This is a genomic window from Priestia sp. GS2 (assembly GCF_036409025.1).
In the GTDB taxonomy this organism is placed as follows: Bacteria; Bacillota; Bacilli; order Bacillales; family Bacillaceae_H; genus Priestia; species Priestia aryabhattai_A.
The window spans coordinates 3,505,286-3,523,284 of the sequence record NZ_JAZGJX010000001.1 but is presented as its reverse complement, the minus strand read 5'-3'; the positions used below and the strand labels follow the sequence as shown (position 1 = coordinate 3,523,284).

Here is a 17,999-nt window from a genome sequence, read left to right as displayed (position 1 = left end):
AACAGTTGGATGGAGGACCGACCTGAAAACTGATGCTAAAAACGAACATCAAAAGAGTAACGAGTAGGAAATAAAAGAGATAAAAAGAGTGTGGACCGACCTCTTTTTAACAGCACCCTCTTTTTGATCCAACGTGAGTGAAGGGAAACCAACAATAAACAAAGGACGGTGTTACACATGCGTAAACCAATCATTGCAGGAAACTGGAAAATGAACAAAGTGCTTTCAGAAGCAACAAGCTTTGTAGAAGAAGTAAAAGGAGCAGTACCATCTCCTGAGAGCGTAGAATCAGTAGTATGTGCTCCAGCATTATTTTTAGATCGCTTAGTAGAAGCAACTAAAGGTACAGACTTAAAAATTGGTGCACAAAACATGCACTTTGAAGAAAGCGGAGCATTCACTGGAGAAGTAAGCCCAGTTGCACTAGCTGACTTAGGCGTGAACTATGTAATCTTAGGTCACTCTGAGCGTCGCGAAATGTTCGCTGAAACTGACGAAACAGTAAATCAAAAAACGATCGCTTCATTCAAACATGGTTTAACACCAATCGTTTGTTGCGGTGAAACAAATGAAGAGTATGAGCAAGATCAAACAAAAACAGTTGTAGCTAACCAAGTACAAAAAGCGTTAGCTGGTTTAACTGACGAGCAAGCGAAACAAGTTGTTATTGCTTATGAGCCAATCTGGGCAATCGGTACAGGGAAATCTTCAACTGCAGAAGGTGCAAACGAAGTTTGTGCTTATATCCGCAGCGTAGTAGCAGAGCAATTCTCTCAAGACGTAGCAGATGCAGTTCGTATTCAATACGGCGGAAGCGTAAAGCCTGCTAATATTAAAGAATACATGTCTCAATCAGACATCGACGGTGCTTTAGTAGGTGGAGCAAGCTTAGAAGCTTCTTCATTCTTACAGCTTTTGGAGGCTGGTAAGTAATGAGCAAGAAACCAACAGCATTAATCATCTTAGATGGTTTTGCATTACGTGATGAAGAAAAAGGTAATGCAGTTAAACATGCAAAAAAACCAAACTTCGATCGTTACTGGAACGAGTTTCCACATGCGACGCTTCAAGCATCAGGTGAAGCTGTAGGTCTACCAGAAGGCCAAATGGGTAACTCGGAAGTAGGACACTTAAATATCGGTGCAGGTCGTATTGTTTATCAAAGCTTAACACGCGTGAATGTAGCAATTCGCGAAGGTGAGTTTGAGAAAAACGAAACGCTTGTAGCTGCGGTGAAGCACGCAAAAGAAAAAGGTACAAGCCTTCATCTTTTCGGACTTTTATCGGACGGTGGTGTTCACAGTCACATCGAGCATCTATATGCTCTTCTTCGCTTAGCGAAAAAAGAAGGTCTAGAGAAAGTGTATATCCACGGTTTCTTAGATGGTCGTGACGTAGCACCTCAATCTGCCGAGCAGTATTTAAAAGAATTAAATGAAAAAATTGAAGAGTACGGCGTTGGGGAAATTGCAACACTTTCAGGACGTTACTACTCAATGGACCGTGACAAACGCTGGGAGCGCGTTGAAAAAGCTTATCGCGCAATGGTTTACGGTGAAGGTCCATCTTATACAAGCCCAGAAGAGTGCGTAAAAGACTCTTACGAAAACGGCGTATACGACGAATTCGTCTTACCTTCTGTTATTACAAAAGAAGACGGTTCACCTGTTGCGACAATCAAAGACGAAGATGCAGTTATTTTCTATAACTTCCGTCCTGATCGTGCAATTCAAATTTCAAATACGTTTGCAAACGAAGACTTCCGCTCGTTTGATCGCGGTGAAAAACATCCGAAAAACTTACATTTCGTATGCTTAACTCACTTTAGTGAAACAGTTAACGGATATGTAGCTTTCAAGCCTGTTAACTTGGATAATACGCTTGGTGAAGTATTATCTCAAAACAACTTAAAGCAGCTTCGTATTGCAGAAACAGAAAAATACCCACACGTAACGTTCTTTATGAGCGGTGGACGTGAAGCAGAGTTTCCTGGTGAAAAGCGAATCTTAATCGATTCACCAAAAGTAGCAACATACGATTTAAAACCTGAGATGAGTGCTTATGAGGTGACGGACGCGTTGCTTGCAGAAATCGAAGGGGACAAGCAAGATGCTATTATTTTAAACTTTGCAAACCCAGATATGGTTGGACACTCTGGTATGTTAGAGCCAACAGTTAAAGCAATTGAGACAGTCGATGAATGCCTAGGTAAAATTGTGGATGCGATTTTAGCTAAAGGTGGTACAGCAATCATCACAGCAGACCATGGTAACTCTGATGAAGTTGTAACGCTTGAAGGTAACCCAATGACGGCTCATACAACAAATCCAGTTCCAGTTATCGTAACAAAGCAAGGCGTAGAGCTTCGTGAAGATGGTATTCTAGGTGACTTAGCTCCTACAATGCTTAACCTTTTAGATGTAGCTCAGCCAAAAGAAATGACAGGTAAAACATTAATTAAATAATTGATTTTTAAAGGAGAGTTTTAAAATGCCAACAATTCTTGACATTTATGCACGCGAAGTATTAGATTCTCGCGGTAACCCAACAGTTGAAGTTGAAGTATACACTGAGTCAGGCGCTTTCGGACGCGCAATCGTACCAAGTGGTGCTTCTACTGGTGAACACGAAGCAGTAGAACTACGTGATGGTGACAAATCTCGTTACCTAGGTAAAGGTGTATTAAAAGCAGTTGAAAACGTAAACGAAATCATCGCTCCTGAATTAGTAGGTATGGACGCAACTGACCAAATCGGTATCGACCGCCTTATGATCGAGCTAGATGGTACTGAAAATAAAGGTAAACTAGGTGCTAACGCTATCCTTGGTGTATCTATGGCAGTAGCTCATGCAGCAGCTGACTTCGTAGGTCTTCCATTATACCGTTACCTTGGTGGATTCAACGCTAAGCAATTACCAACTCCAATGATGAACATCATCAACGGCGGTTCTCATGCTGATAACAACGTTGACTTCCAAGAATTCATGATCTTACCTGTAGGAGCTCCTACATTTAAAGAAGCAATCCGTATGGGTGCTGAAGTATTCCACGCGTTAAAAGCTGTATTATCTGCAAAAGGCTTAAACACAGCTGTAGGTGACGAAGGTGGATTCGCTCCAAACCTTGGTTCTAACCGTGAAGCATTAGAAGTAATCGTTGAAGCAATCGAAAAAGCTGGCTACAAAGCTGGTCAAGACATCCAATTAGGTATGGACGTTGCTTCTTCTGAATTCTTCAACAAAGAAACTGGTAAATACGATTTAGCTGGAGAAGGCCGCAACGGTTTAACTTCTGCTGAAATGGTAGACTTCTACGAAGAATTAGTTAACGAATTCCCAATCGTTTCAATCGAAGACGGTTTAGACGAAAATGACTGGGATGGTCACAAACTTTTAACTGATCGTATCGGTGGTAAAGTACAACTTGTTGGTGACGATTTATTCGTAACAAATACGAAGAAGCTTGCTCAAGGTATCGAACAAGGTGTAGGTAACTCTATCCTTATCAAAGTTAACCAAATCGGTACATTAACTGAAACATTTGAAGCAATTGAAATGGCTAAACGCGCTGGTTACACAGCTGTAGTTTCTCACCGTTCTGGTGAAACTGAAGATGCAACAATCGCTGATATCGCTGTTGCAACAAACGCTGGCCAAATCAAAACTGGTTCTATGTCTCGTACAGACCGTATTGCGAAATACAACCAATTACTACGTATTGAAGACGAGTTAGGTGCTCTAGCTGTATACGATGGTGCTAAATCTTTCTATAACTTAAAGAAATAAGTTATATGATTGATAAAAAAGATGGATGAAAGCTTTCATCCATCTTTTTTTATTGTACTGACTTGTACCAATAGTCATTTTATGATAAATTTACTTTAAAGTAGTCTGATTTTTAGCATATAAAAATATTTTGTATAGATAGCAACAATTTATTTTCCTTATCTACAGGAGGTAGCATATGCATCCATTTCTTATCACGCTGCTAGTTATTGTTTCAATTGCGCTAATCGTGGTTGTTGTTCTTCAAACAAGCAAATCCACTGGCTTATCTGGAGCAATTTCAGGTGGTGCTGAAACATTATTCGGTAAGCAAAAAGCGCGTGGACTTGATTTAGTACTGCACCGTTTAACGGTTGTATTATCCGTGCTGTTTTTCTTATTAACGCTTGCGGTATCATATTTTCAACTGTAAGTTCGTTTGTAAATACCACCTGATGTATACGAATTTGGTATGTGCCAAGTTGTATACATCAGGTGGTATTTTTCATAAGTGTTCAATTCTTTAACTTTAAATTCATGTAATGATATAATGGATGTTTAATGAAAAAGATTCCATTTTGCTTGAGCAAATGGCATTACATAGACAAGCACAATGATTAGGTCACGTTGTGTGAGACATATCACATAAAAAAATGACTGATTCCTTCCTAGTTGTAGACATTATAGAAAAAAGGAGTTAATTGAAATGAAAATTGCACAACCAAAACCATTTACTTTTGAAGGTGGAGAGAAAGCCGTATTGTTACTGCACGGCTTTACAGGTAATTCAGCAGATGTTCGTATGCTTGGACGTTTCTTGGAAAAGAAAGGATATACGTGCCATGCACCTCATTATAAAGGACATGGAGTAGCACCTGAAGAATTAGTACATACAGGCCCTGAAGATTGGTGGAAAGACGTAATGGATGGCTACCAGTTCTTAAAAGATCGTGGTCATGAAAGCATTGCAGCGGTTGGGTTATCACTTGGTGGCGTATTTTCGCTTAAATTAGGTTACACTGTACCTATAAAGGGTATTGTTCCAATGTGTGCGCCTATGTATATCAAAAGTGAAGAAATTATGTATGAAGGTGTTTTAGAGTACGCTCGCGAATATAAAAAGCGTGAAGGGAAATCTGAAGATCAAATCCAGCAAGAGATGGAAGAATTCAAGAAAACACCAATGAATACGTTAAACGCACTACAAGGACTAATTTCCGAAGTTAGGGACTCTGTTGATATGATTTATGCACCAACATTTGTTGTACAAGCGCGTAATGATCATATGATTAATACAGATAGTGCAAATATTATTTATAATAATGTTGAGTCACCTGTGAAAAATATTAAATGGTATGAAGAATCAGGTCATGCTATTACGTTAGATAAGGAAAGAGATCAGCTACATGAAGATGTTTATCAATTCTTAGAAGCATTAGATTGGTAAAAGGCTAATTAAAAAATGAAGATGCATAAATGCTATTTTCAATAAATGGTGTTATTGATAAGCACAACGAAAAGGAGGGAAAGACATGGAACAAGAAATCCAACAGTACATTGACCGTTTGTTGACGTTCATGAAAGAAGAAACGTATAAACCTTTAACGGTCCAAGAATTAGAGAAAGAATTTGGGATTGAAGATTCGGCTGAGTTTAAAGATTTTGTAAAAGCTCTTGTGATTATGGAAGAACAAGGTCTTATAATTCGAGCAAGAAACAATCGATATGGTGTACCCGAAAGAATGAATTTCGTTAAAGGAAAAGTAACGGGGCATGCCAAAGGGTTTGCGTTTGTTGTTCCAGAAGAGCAAGGAGCAGATGATATTTTCATTCCACCCACGGAGACAAATAATGCAATGCATGGAGACATTGTATTGGCTCGTGTGCTGTCAGAGTCCTCTGGTAATCGCCGTGAAGGAACCATTGTTAAAATTATTGAACGTGGTACACAACAGATTGTTGGAACGTACACAGAAAGTAAAAACTTTGGGTTTGTTATTGCAGATGATAAAAAGGTTGCCGGAGATATCTTTATTCCTAAGGGTGCACGCAACGGAGCGGCAGAAGGACACAAAGTTGTGGTAGAGCTAACAAGCTATCCTGAGGGCCGCATGAATGCTGAAGGGAAAATTGTACAGATTTTAGGTCATAAAAATGATCCTGGTGTCGACATTATCTCAGTTATTCATAAATATGGTCTTCCACAAGAATTTCCTGGAGATGCTTTAGAACAAGCAATTAGTACACCTGAAACGATTTCAGAAGACGAAATAAAAGGTCGTCGAGATCTACGAGATCAAGTGATTGTTACCATTGATGGCGCAGATGCTAAAGACTTAGATGACGCCGTAACGGTGACAGAGCTTGAAAACGGCAACTATAAGTTAGGTGTTCATATTGCAGACGTTAGTCACTATGTAACAGAAGGTTCACCCATTGATGTAGAAGCAGCTGAACGTGGAACAAGTATCTACTTAGTGGACCGCGTAATTCCAATGATTCCACACCGATTATCAAACGGAATTTGTTCCTTGAATCCAAAAGTAAATCGGTTAACACTTTCCTGTGAAATGGAAATCACGCCAGCCGGAGAAGTTGTTAATCATGAAATTTTTGAAAGTGTAATCAAAACAACTGAGCGAATGACGTACTCCGATGTTAATAAAATTTTAACAGACAAAGATGAAGCTGTTCGTGCTCGCTATGAAGAACTGATTCCAATGTTTGAACGAATGGAAAAATTGGCAGAAATTCTTCGTGAAAAGCGTATGGACCGAGGGGCCATCGACTTTGACTTTAAAGAGGCAAAAGTATTAGTTGATGATGATGGTCACCCAACTGATGTGGTATTGCGTGAGCGCTCTGTATCAGAAAGATTGATTGAAGAGTTTATGTTAGCAGCAAATGAAACAGTGGCTGAGCATTTTCACTGGATGAACGTTCCATTTATGTATCGTATTCATGAAGATCCAAAAGAAGAAAAGCTTAATCGATTTTTAGAATTTGTTACGAATTTTGGATATGCTGTAAAAGGAACTGGAAATGACATTCATCCTCGTGCGCTACAGGACATTTTAGAAGCCGTGGCGGGAACACCAGAAGAGATGGTCGTCTCTAAAGTAATGTTACGCTCGATGCAGCAAGCCAAATATCAAGCTGATAATCTTGGTCACTTTGGACTATCAGCCGAGTTCTACACGCATTTTACGTCTCCAATTCGTCGTTATCCAGATTTAATTGTTCATCGCTTAATTCGTACGTATTTAATCAACAATCAAGTCGATGAAGCAACGCAAGAAAAATGGAGCGAGAAGCTTCCTGAAATTGCGGATCATTCTTCAAGTATGGAAAGAAGATCAGTTGACGCAGAGCGTGAAACAGATGATATGAAAAAAGCCGAGTTTATGGCAGATAAAATTGGTGAAACGTTTGACGGAATTATCAGCTCAGTAACAAACTTTGGAATGTTCGTTGAGCTATCAAATACAATTGAAGGTCTTGTGCATGTTAGCGATTTAACGGATGACTATTACCGCTACGATGAACGCCATTATGCAATGATTGGTGAGAGAACAGGAAAAGTGTTCCGTATCGGGGACGAGATCGAAATTAAAGTTGCTGATGTAAATAAAGACGAGCGTGCGATTGACTTTGTTATTGTCGGCATGAAGACTAGTCAAAAGCGTTTGTCCAAAGACCGTCCAAAAGTGATTAACATGAAACAAAAATCACGTAAGGACGATAAAGGAAACCGTAGAGGTCGTCGTAAAGATAAAGCGGACGATTCAAAGGGCGAATGGACAACACAAAAGCCGAAAAAGAAGAAAAAGAAAAGATTCTTTGAAGGCGCACCAAATCTTAAAAAGAAAAAGAAGAAGCGTAAATAAGTGAATGGAAGCAGCCTTAACGGCTGCTTCTAAACACGCGCAGAGTGATTAAAGGGGGAAGAAGTTAGGATGCCAAAAGGTGAAGGGAAAGTAGTTGCTCAAAATAAAAAAGCAAGGCATGACTATTTTATTGAAGAAACGTACGAAACAGGGATTGTCCTACAAGGAACGGAAATAAAATCGATTCGTAACGGACGCGTAAACTTAAAAGATTCATTTGCACGCGTTCAAAATGGTGAAGTATTCTTACATAATATGCACGTTAGTCCATATGAACAAGGAAACCGTTACAATCACGAGCCGTTGCGTACGCGTAAGCTTTTACTTCATAAGCGTGAAATCAATAAATTAATTGGCTATACTAAAGAAACAGGGTATTCACTCGTACCTTTAAAAATTTATTTGAAAAATGGCTTTGCTAAAGTTTTGCTAGGTCTTGGTAAGGGTAAAAAGAAATATGACAAGCGTGAAGATTTAAAGCGCAAAGAAGCAAAGCGCGATATAGAGCGAGCTTTCCGCGATCGTCAAAAAGAATAGTTACATTATTTTACAATTGCAAAATACTTGTTTTGTGCTATAATAAAAATAGTTATTCGTTAGATGACTTTTTGCAAACACAAGTCGCTATCTGCTGTAAGTGAAAAATCTTACGCATTCCGACTCCCTTTTCATAATGGGGACGTTACGGATTCGACAGGGATAGTTCGAGCTTAGGTTGCGAGTCGAGGAGATGGCCTCGTTAAAACATCAACGCCAATAATAACTGGCAAATCTAACAATAACTTCGCTTTAGCTGCCTAATAACAGCTTAGCGGTTCCTCCCTCCATCGCCCATGTGGTAGGGTAAGGGACTCACTTGAAGTGGGCTACGCCGGAGTTCGCCGTCTGAGGACGAAGGAAGAGATTAATCAGACTAGCTCTTTGGGCGCCTGTCAGCAGGCAGATAAATGAGCGAAATGCGAATATGCTGACTACACTCGTAGACGCTTAAGTGGCGATATTTCTGGACGTGGGTTCGACTCCCACCGTCTCCACCAAATACATAATTTTGGTGGCTAACCTTACTTATAACAAGAACCATAAAGCTGCACTTGCTGCAACTTTATGGTTCTTTTTTATTTTAGATTTAGTTAACTGGCTTCGTGTTACAAATTAAATTTTTTTATCATTACGCTATTAGAAACGCATTTAATTTTTATTTAACAATGCAATATCTATATTAAGCGCAACATCATACAAGAAAAATATAAAAGTAAATGTTATTTTAAAACTTTCATTACACTATAGGAGGGTAGCTACATGTCAAATGAGATTCGAACTGCTTATCTTGATCCGGATTTAAATATTGAAGCCTATCAGTTTAAAGGAATTATGCAAAAGTTTCCGGCGCACTTTCATGAGTATTATGTCATCGGCTTTATTGAAAAAGGACAGCGTCACCTGGAGTGTAGAGGGAATGAATATACCATTAATCCTGGAGACTTATTGTTATTCAATCCTTATGACACACATAGCTGCGAACAAATAGATAACAAAACGTTGGACTATCGCTGTATTAATGTAAAGTCAGAAGTTATGAGCAAAGCAATGCTCGAGATTACTGGTAGCGAGCGTCTTCCAATCTTCAATCAAAGCGTTTTATTTCAAAGCGAGATTGTACACAGTTTAAAAGAGTTACACCTGAAGATTCTAGAGGGAGAAACGGAATTTAAAAAAGAAGAGTTACTTTTTCATTTATTAGAAGAAATAATCCAAGCATATTCTGACCTTGAAGTTGTTGCACCTAATCATGAAATCTCTCATGAAATTAAAGATGTATGTGACTATTTAGAGGAAAATTATGAAAAGGCAATAACTCTTAATGATTTAAGTGCGTTAATAGGTTGGAGCAAATATCACTTACTGAGATCTTTCATTAAACAAAAGAAAATTTCTCCTTATAGATATCTAGAAACTATTCGAGTAAATGAAGCAAAGCACATGTTAGAACAAGGCATTAAGCCCATTGAGACTGCTGTTTTAACTGGCTTTAGTGATCAGAGTCATTTAACAAAGTGTTTTAAAAAGCTAATTGGCCTTACGCCAAAGCAGTATATGAAAATCTTTAGAAGTAGAGGAGACAGGTAATGAGTCATTGTGAAAAAAAGTGTGTGCTTGTCATTGATGAGAATTTACCCTTAGGTTTAATTGCTAATACCGCAGCAATATTAGGGGTCACACTGGGAGCTAAAGTAGCGGATATGATAGGGGATAATGTGGTAGATGGCTCGGGTATTGAACATTTAGGTATTGTGAAGGCGCCTATTCCCATTTTAAAAGGAACTACAGAACTCCTCAGTAACCTAAAAGATAAGACAATGACAGAGCCATTCTTAGACTTAATAGTGGTAGATTTCTCGGATGCTGCGCAACGTTGTAAAACATATGAAGATTATATTACTAAGCTACAAACAATGTCTAAAGTCGATTATCGCTATTTTGGTTTAGGCATATACGGAGATAAAAAAAAGGTAAACAGCCTAACAGGGGATATTGCTCTACTAAGATAGTAAGCAATGAAGAAAGTAAGGAGGAGTAAAATGGATAATTTAGTTGCTTATATCTTAATGGCGCTTGTTATGTCTATGATTCCAGGTGCAGATACAATTCTTATTATGAAAAATACGCTTAATCACGGAGCAAAAGCTGGACGCTATACAATATTAGGAATGGCAACAGGACTTACTTTCTGGACGACTGTTGCAGTTCTAGGTTTGTCAGTTGTTATTGCCCAATCCGTATTTCTATTCAATGCAATTAAATATTTAGGAGCGGCATATTTATTTTATTTAGGCGTGAAGGCGTTTGTAGATAAAGATATTGTCTCACTAAAATCAATTCAGGTTGAAGATGATGCTCAAACTCATCATTCATTACACCGTTATTATAGAGATTCCTATTTGCAAGGAGCAATTAGCAATATTCTTAATCCAAAGACGATCTTAGTCTATATAACATTTATGCCTCAGTTCATTAACATTAATGAAAATGTAAATCAGCAGCTAATAGTTTTAGGTCTAATTCTGACTGGAATAGCGGTGATTTGGTTTTTAGTTGTCGTTTATATCATAGAGTATGTGAAAAGGTGGTTAGAAAAACCACGAGTTCAAAAGGTATTTCAAAAATCTACAGGATTAATGCTGATTGGTGTAGGAATAAAAACGATTATATGATGTTCATAAACTACTGCTGTTTGAACATATGAAAAAGAACCATAAACTTACTTTATGGTTCTTTTTCGATGCTTTCATGTGCAACTAAATCATGCACCAGACCAAACATCTTGGTTATAGCGGCCGTTTACCTGTAAGTTACTCAGCCATTCTCTAGCATTTTGCTCGCTTACGTTATGAACGCTTTGATAAGCCTCGCAAAGTGTTTGTTCAACGTCAGGAGCCATCTTGCTTCCATCTCCACAAACGTAGAGGTAAGCACCTTGGTCAAGCAGTGAAATTAAGTAATCTCCATCTTTCTTGATAAGGTCCTGTACATATGTTTTCTTTTGATTCTCTAAGCGAGAAAATGCTGTATGGACCGATACAAGATGTTCTTGTTCAGATTGTTCCAGCTCTTCTTGATAAAGATAGTCAAGCTCTGGATGACGGCATCCGAAGTAAAGGTGAGCTTCCCCAAGGTTCGTTCCTTGTTGTTTCAACATGCGACGTTGCTGTAAGAATCCTCTAAATGGTGCAATGCCAGTTCCAGGACCGACCATAATAACAGGCGTTTCTTTGTTTTCTGGCAGCTGGAAGTTCGATTGAGGTGTACGGATAAAGCATGTAATTTCTTTACCTTCTCTACATTCAGCTAAATAAGTTGAAGCAATACCTTTATAGTAGCCGTTACCACTCCAAGCAGGTGAATCAACAACACCAACCGTAATACTAAGCGTATCTTTTTTTACAAGTGGCGAACTTGAAATAGAGTAGTAGCGTGGTTTGAGCGCTGGGAGTTGTTCTAAAAAACGTTCAAACGGCATTTCGCACGCTTCATACTTCTCTAAAAAGTCTAACATTGAAATGCGCTTTGCCAATACTTCTGTTTGATAGGTCCCTTCCTCAAGCAGAGCTTCAAGCTCATGTTTATGCGGTGGACAAACAGTGAAAGAAGCAAGCTCACGAATTTGTGCACGAGTAGCGACGCTTTGGAGCTCAACACTATATTTAAGTAAATCCTCTAAGCATACGGGACGATCTACCGGTAAGTGAACTGCAGAGCGTCCGGTAGCTGTTAGCAATACTTGGTCACTTCCGTTTAGACGGAATCTTCTTAGTACACGATCTACGAGAGCTGGGCTGTTTTTTGGTAAGACCCCTAAATGATCACCTTCTTTATACGTCATTCCATCAGGTAACTGCACCTCAACAGCACGCGTGCTTCGATCACTAGCAGGCGATTGCAGTTCACGATTTTCTATAACAGTTGCTTGGATTGCTTCGTATGAAGGTGCCAACGGTGAAACATTTAGACCACTTACGAACTGTAAGCGAAGGGAATCCTGTTTTTTCTCTAAATTTTCCGTTACCTTTAATCCAAATGTGCTTATTGCTGACTTCCACATTGTGGATTTCCAAGTACTAAACTCTTCTTCAAAATCGCCGCTAACATCACCTTCTCCTCGTTCTGAAAAACGCGTTGCGCCTTTTTTTGCAAGCAGTTCGTCAATTGCTCTTGGAACTGCTTGATAAGTGCTGGCCCAGTTGCGGTCTCCGCAGCCAAATATAGCATATGTAACGCCTTCAAGTTCATTTGCTCCTGCTTCATCTAACCATTTCAAAAACTGAACTGCATTGCTAGGTGGTTGTCCGTTATAAGAAGCAGTGACAATTAAAACAGCACCTTCTTTTGGTAAAGATCGAGAGTGGTCATTCAAACTCGCTGTCTCTACTTTCACACCGTGAATGCTTGCTTCTTCTGCAAGCTCTTCGGCTACACCTTTGGCTGTGCCCGTATCGGATCCGTAAAGCACAAGTAGAGGTAGTTTATTTGCCCCGATAATTTTTGCTTGTTTTTGCTCTTGCTTTTCTTCTTTTTGGTCTTGTTCTTTTATTATAGCCGGTTGTAAATTTACTGCTCGCTTTTGCACTCCAATTTTAAAATCATTAGGCTTTAGTGTTAGTGATTGTTTAATGTCTAGCTGGTAATGATTATGGTCAATAAATGTAAATTTCTTTAATAGCATTCCAAGTACAAGTGCGGCTTCATGAAGCGCAAACTGCATACCAATACATGCTCGTTGCCCATTTCCAAAAGGTTTAAAGGCATGGTGTGGCACTTTTTCAGGATCTTCAAAGCGCTCTGGAATAAATTCTTCTACATCGTCTCCCCAAGCATCCTTATCGCGGTGCAAAGACGGAAGTAGCACCGTTATTCGCTCTCCTTCTTTTTGCACAGGGTACTTACCACCTATTAGAGTATCCTCTTTTGCAAACAGATTAAAAGCTGGAGCGGTTGGCCATAATCGAAGGGATTCATTTAACACCATTTTTATATATTTGAGTTTTACTACTTGCTCGTATGAAGGTACTTCATCTGTCAAAATAGCATCGACTTCTTTGTAAGCTTTCTCCAACTTATCAGGGTTGTTCATTAAGTAGTAAATCGCAAATGAAAGTAACCCACTTGTTGTTTCGTGACCTGCAATTAAAAACGTAATAATTTGATAGCGAATGTTTTCATCATCCAGTAGTTCACCTGTTTCTGGATCTTTAACAGTTAGCATGCGAGCCAATAAATCTTTGGCTGTTTGACCATTTTGGTTTTTGCGTTCTGAGATGATATTATCAACCAATGAAAACATCGCTTGGATATCTTGTTGAAACTGTTTTTTTGTTCGTACCATTAGCTTGTCTTGAATATCAAGTCTCTGCGTTTGATGCATTGACTCTTCTAATGCACGGGCCATATTTGTTACAAACGGGTGATAACTCTCTCGATAGAAGCTGTTAAAACGATAGTTGAATCCACATAGACCAATTGTATCTAAGGTGAGTCTCGTCATATCCTCTGGAACGTCAACTTCGTCATTTGGGTTTAAACGTTCCCACTTTTGAATAAGCTGAACTGCAATATCAATCATCATAGAATGGTAATCTTTCATTGCACGTTGACTAAAGGTTGGAGCTAAAATATTGTGTGCCTTTTGCCAGTTCGGTTCATGCGTCCAACTCGTAAACAAACCGTCCCCCCCAAAAGCTCTAACTTTAGCTAAAGCACCTTCAGCACTTTTATCAAACCTGGATTGATCACAAACTTCCTTTACAAGTTCATGCCCTGAAATAACAAGAGAAGAACCCATCGGACCTTGTAGTCGAAAAATTGGACCATACTCTTCGGCTAATTTCATTAGTGATAAGATGGGAGTATTCTTATCGAGCAAAGGTACATTGCCGAGTGGACCGTATGTTTTAGGCTGAGGTATTTCTGTTTTCATGAAAATCATCCTTCCTAAATGTAATAAATAGGGAAATATTCAGTTGTCAAAAAAGCATCTTTTTCAAAATGCTATAGACAAATAATATTATCACTTAATTATTTTTAATACCAATGATATCCTTTTTTGAAGTAGGAAATCAGGCGGCTTCTAGCTTAATATATGAGCTGATTCCTTATAGTAGTAGCTTTTATTTCTTACCATGTAAAGATGAATGATGATGGTGCTGAAAGAATTGCCGAATAAATTAATTGCGGTATAATAGAAGATGGCAGATTGATGTTTTAACATAGATATACATTCGAAAGAGAGTGAAAAATATGGGTCGTAAGTGGAATAATATTAAAGAAAAGAAAGCGTCAAAAGATGCTCAAACAAGTCGAATTTATGCTAAGTTTGGTCGTGAAATTTATGTAGTAGCAAAACAAGGTGAGCCAGATCCAGAAGCAAACCAAGCGCTAAAAGTTGTTTTAGAGCGAGCAAAAACATATAACGTACCAAGAGCTATCATTGACCGTGCAATTGAAAAAGCAAAAGGCGGCGGCGAAGAAAGTTATGATGAGCTTCGTTATGAAGGTTTTGGTCCGAACGGTTCAATGGTTATTGTTGATGCATTAACAAACAATGTAAACAGAACAGCTTCAGACGTGCGCGCTGCTTTTGGTAAAAACGGCGGTAATATGGGTGTTAGTGGATCTGTTTCTTATATGTTTGATGCAACTGCTGTTATTGGACTGGAAGGTAAATCATCCGACGAAGTTCTTGAAATTTTAATGGAAGCAGACGTTGACGCTCGCGATATTTTAGAAGAAGAAGATGCAGTGATTGTGTACGCTGAGCCAGATCAGTTCCACGCTGTACAAGCTGCTTTTAAACAAGCTGGTATTACAGAGTTTACAGTAGCAGAAATTGTGATGTTAGCTCAGAGCGACGTGACGTTGCCTGAAGATGCAAAAGCTCAGTTTGAAAAAATGATTGATGCACTTGAAGACCTAGATGACGTTCAACAGGTCTATCATAATGTTGACCTAAGCGAATAATAAAAAAAGACGTTCTCATGTAGAACGTCTTTTTTTATTAGGCTAATTCTTTTTGTTTTGTTTCAGATCCTAAGAAGATAACCGATGCAACTCCGATTAAGATTGCCCCTGCAAAAATGGCAAATATAACAGTCAGAGAAGTGCCTTGGGTTGTTAAATAACCAATAAGGAGTGGCCCTAGAATTCCCCCAATTCTACCAAAGGAAGCAGCCATTCCTGCGCCAGTACCACGAATAACGGTTGGATATTGTTCAGGCGTATATGCATATAAAGCTCCCCAAGCACCTAGGTTAAAGAAGGATAAAAGCATTCCCGATGCAAGTAATAACGCAAGAGACTCTGCAGTTCCGAAGAAATATGCACTTGCAGCTGTTCCGATAAGATAGGTGATTAATACAAATTTTCGTCCCATTCTTTCAATAAACCAAGCCGCCGTATAATAGCCCGGCAGTTGTGCAAGAGTCATAATGAGTACGTATTCGAAGCTTTTAATTAAGCTAAATCCTTTTATGACCATAACGCTTGGTAACCATAGGAACATACCGTAGTAGGAGAATACAACGCAAAACCAAAGAATCCATAGCATTATGGTTGGTTTACGATAGTCTTTGCTCCATACATGCTTAATATTATCTAAAACGGAGGGCTTATTCTCTGCAATTGATTGTGTAAACTTCGGAGAATCTGGAAGTTTGATACGCAAATAAAGTGCGTAAAAAGCAGGTAAAGCGGTAATTAATAGTGCAATTTGCCAACCGAAGTTCGGGATGACGAAGTATGAGATGAGTGCGGCAGCTAACCAGCCGTATGCCCAAAAGCTTTCTAGCAGTACAATAATTTTTCCTCGTCGTTCAGGAGCTACAGTTTCTGATACTAGTGTCGAAGCAACAGGAAGCTCCCCGCCTAGTCCCATTCCGATAATAAATCGTAAAATTAAAAATACCCATAATGTTGTCGATAAAGCAGACAAGCCGCTCGCAATCGAAAAGAGTAGCAGCGTGATAATAAAAACCCATTTTCGGCCAATTCGATCTGCAAGCAAGCCAAAAACAAGAGCTCCAACAGCCATACCGATGGAGTTAACACTGCCAATCCAGCTCATTTCATTAGGTGTAAGGTTCCATTCTGTATGTAGAGCTGCAATAATAAATGAAAGAATGCCTACGTCCATTGCATCAAATAGCCACCCGAGTCCGGCGATGTTTAATAGCTGACGTTCAGACAAGTTGTTATTACTCATAAGGTCCTCCTCTAACAGATGTCTTTACATTAGTCTTAAACAGTTTACAACTGTCTTTACATTTTGTCACTAGTAATTTTGAGCTTGGAAAAAGTAAGAGAGAAGGGAAGGGAAAGGAAAAAAGACGCTAGAAAGCGTCTTTTTAGCATTAACGATTTGTATCTTCAACCGTACCTTCTTGGTAAGTATCACTCATTTGTTCATGCGTTTCAGCAAGACCTTGAGATACTTCATCACTATTTTTATAGTCTTCAGACTTAAACTGGCGTCCTGCTAAATCATTTGTATTAACTGGTTTGATTTGCTTTTGGTTTTGGTTTTCATTTTCATTTTTATTCATAGTGTATCTTCCTTTCCATAGTGAAATAAACTTCTTTCTCAGTTTGTGTGAGTAGGGAAGGATATATGCACAAAAAAAGAGACAGCCTTTCTGTAAAGGCTGTCCTGTTGTTTATTTTTCACCTAAAAATACTTTTTCAATATCATCTAGCATTTCATTTGCAGCTAATACGCCACCTGCAGTGTTCCAAATTGCATCTTCTACTGGATATACGCTATCTGTTTTAGATGCGTTTAGGTTCTTAAATAACGGATCGTTTGTCCATTCTTTAGCTACTTTTGTTGCTTCGCCATCACCAGTTTCGTATGAGAAGTAGAATATCTTATCTCCGTCCATCGCAGGAATTCGTTCCTTTGTTGCGTTCATTTCTGCAAAGTCGCTTTTATTCTGTGATTCAGGACGAGCAAAGCCAAGTTGATCTAGAATGACACCAGAAAATGAATCTTTATGATAAATACGTACATCTCCAGCCGTAAAGCGTACAACTGAAATTTCTTCTTTCTTTTGATCTCCAAGTTTTTCTTTTAAATCAGCTACTCGGTTATCAAAGTCAGCTAATACTTTTTTACCTTCATCTTCTTTGTTCACTGCTTTTGAGTAAAGCTTAAAGTTTTCTTTCCAGTCGCCTCGTAACTCTTCAGCAAAAACGGTTGGTGCAATTTGGCTTAATTGATCATACACTTTTTCTTGACGCATTTTGTTACCAATAATTAAGTCTGGCTTTAAAGATGCAATCGTTTCAAGGCTAGGCTCACTTTCAGTACCTACGCTTTTAACACCTTCCATCTTGTCTTTAATATGGTCATACCAAGGGTTTCCTAACCAAGACTCTACTGCTCCGACTGGCTTAACACCCATAGCTAATAGTGCTTCCGTACCTTCATTTGTTAAAATAACAACACGTTTAGGTGTTCCTTCAATCTCTGTTTCACCCATTGCGTGTTTAATTGTATAAGACTGATCCTTTGCTGCGCTATCTTTGTTTTCTTTTTCACCTTCAGATGATGAGTTACCGCAAGCTGCTAAGAAAACAAGAACCATTACAGCCATCAGTGAGAATAAATATTTCACCTTAGACGCTTTCATTTAATGAACCCCCTATGTATGATTGATAATGATTTTCAATTACAACTATGATAATATTTCAAAAAGTAAGGGCTGTCAATAAAAAGTTGAAAATGATTATCAAAGTCATTGACACTTATTTTAATGTTCCCTAAACTAAAAGAAAGTAATAGTGAAATAGGCTACCTTA

Annotated in this window: 15 protein-coding genes and 1 other RNA gene; 12 read left to right on the top strand and 4 right to left on the bottom strand. The window is 38.7% G+C overall.

All coding sequences use genetic code 11. From position 1 onward, the window contains the following. The first annotated feature begins 177 nt into the window (after positions 1-177). The 11 genes from tpiA to V2145_RS18005 all read left to right on the top strand — a co-directional run bounded on the left by tpiA (position 178) and on the right by V2145_RS18005 (position 10,864). Entirely contained in the window at positions 178-933 is a 756-nt protein-coding gene (gene tpiA / locus V2145_RS18055) for a triose-phosphate isomerase (protein WP_094911130.1), read from the top strand. Beyond that, positions 933-2,465: a 2,3-bisphosphoglycerate-independent phosphoglycerate mutase gene (gene gpmI, locus V2145_RS18050; RefSeq protein ID WP_025907463.1), complete on the top strand. Its 1,533-nt coding sequence runs from the start codon at positions 933-935 to the stop codon at positions 2,463-2,465. The genes tpiA and gpmI overlap by 1 nt, the downstream gene beginning before the upstream one ends. Before the next feature lie 25 nt (positions 2,466-2,490). After that, positions 2,491-3,786: a phosphopyruvate hydratase gene (gene eno, locus V2145_RS18045; RefSeq protein WP_094911131.1), complete on the top strand. Its 1,296-nt coding sequence runs from the start codon at positions 2,491-2,493 to the stop codon at positions 3,784-3,786. Positions 3,787-3,964: 178 nt separating this feature from the next. Then, positions 3,965-4,198, top strand: coding sequence for a preprotein translocase subunit SecG (gene secG / locus V2145_RS18040; protein WP_094911132.1), 234 nt, complete (start codon positions 3,965-3,967; stop codon positions 4,196-4,198). Positions 4,199-4,471: 273 nt separating this feature from the next. After that, positions 4,472-5,212, top strand: coding sequence for an alpha/beta hydrolase (locus V2145_RS18035; protein ID WP_094911133.1), 741 nt, complete (start codon positions 4,472-4,474; stop codon positions 5,210-5,212). Positions 5,213-5,297: 85 nt separating this feature from the next. Further along, entirely contained in the window at positions 5,298-7,652 is a 2,355-nt protein-coding gene (gene rnr / locus V2145_RS18030; RefSeq protein WP_330988066.1) for a ribonuclease R, read from the top strand. A gap of 69 nt (positions 7,653-7,721) precedes the next feature. Next, complete coding sequence (gene smpB, locus V2145_RS18025; protein WP_076512327.1) at positions 7,722-8,189, top strand: SsrA-binding protein SmpB; 468 nt, start codon at positions 7,722-7,724, stop codon at positions 8,187-8,189. Between the two features lie 138 nt (positions 8,190-8,327). Further along, positions 8,328-8,689: a transfer-messenger RNA gene (gene ssrA, locus V2145_RS18020) on the top strand. Between the two features lie 262 nt (positions 8,690-8,951). Further along, entirely contained in the window at positions 8,952-9,779 is an 828-nt protein-coding gene (locus tag V2145_RS18015; protein ID WP_311856167.1) for an AraC family transcriptional regulator, read from the top strand. Beyond that, positions 9,779-10,201 carry a DUF2000 domain-containing protein gene (locus V2145_RS18010; protein ID WP_330988065.1) on the top strand — a complete coding sequence of 141 codons (423 nt, stop codon included), beginning with the start codon at positions 9,779-9,781 and terminating at the stop codon, positions 10,199-10,201. Before V2145_RS18015 ends, V2145_RS18010 begins: the two co-directional genes overlap by 1 nt. Positions 10,202-10,231: 30 nt before the next feature. Continuing rightward, a complete protein-coding gene (locus V2145_RS18005; protein ID WP_311856171.1) occupies positions 10,232-10,864 on the top strand; it encodes a LysE family translocator in 633 nt (210 codons plus the stop codon). Positions 10,865-10,953: 89 nt separating this feature from the next. On the opposite strand, the gene V2145_RS18000 is transcribed toward V2145_RS18005, so the two are convergent. Beyond that, positions 10,954-14,124 carry a bifunctional cytochrome P450/NADPH--P450 reductase gene (locus tag V2145_RS18000; RefSeq protein WP_442956789.1) on the bottom strand — a complete coding sequence of 1,057 codons (3,171 nt, stop codon included), beginning with the start codon at positions 14,122-14,124 and terminating at the stop codon, positions 10,954-10,956. A gap of 320 nt (positions 14,125-14,444) precedes the next feature. Between V2145_RS18000 and V2145_RS17995 the strand changes: the two genes are divergently transcribed. Beyond that, a complete protein-coding gene (locus tag V2145_RS17995; RefSeq protein WP_330988063.1) occupies positions 14,445-15,164 on the top strand; it encodes a YebC/PmpR family DNA-binding transcriptional regulator in 720 nt (239 codons plus the stop codon). A gap of 37 nt (positions 15,165-15,201) precedes the next feature. On the opposite strand, the gene V2145_RS17990 is transcribed toward V2145_RS17995, so the two are convergent. From V2145_RS17990 to V2145_RS17980, 3 genes are all read right to left on the bottom strand, one after another. Further along, positions 15,202-16,404: an MFS transporter gene (locus V2145_RS17990; RefSeq protein ID WP_330988062.1), complete on the bottom strand. Its 1,203-nt coding sequence runs from the start codon at positions 16,402-16,404 to the stop codon at positions 15,202-15,204. 148 nt (positions 16,405-16,552) lie between these two features. Further along, positions 16,553-16,744, bottom strand: coding sequence for a YozQ family protein (locus tag V2145_RS17985; protein WP_330988061.1), 192 nt, complete (start codon positions 16,742-16,744; stop codon positions 16,553-16,555). Positions 16,745-16,855: 111 nt separating this feature from the next. Further along, the gene (locus V2145_RS17980; RefSeq protein ID WP_094911141.1) at positions 16,856-17,830 is read right to left on the bottom strand and encodes an ABC transporter substrate-binding protein; all 975 of its coding nucleotides are present in this window, start codon (positions 17,828-17,830) and stop codon (positions 16,856-16,858) included. Positions 17,831-17,999: the final 169 nt, after the last annotated feature.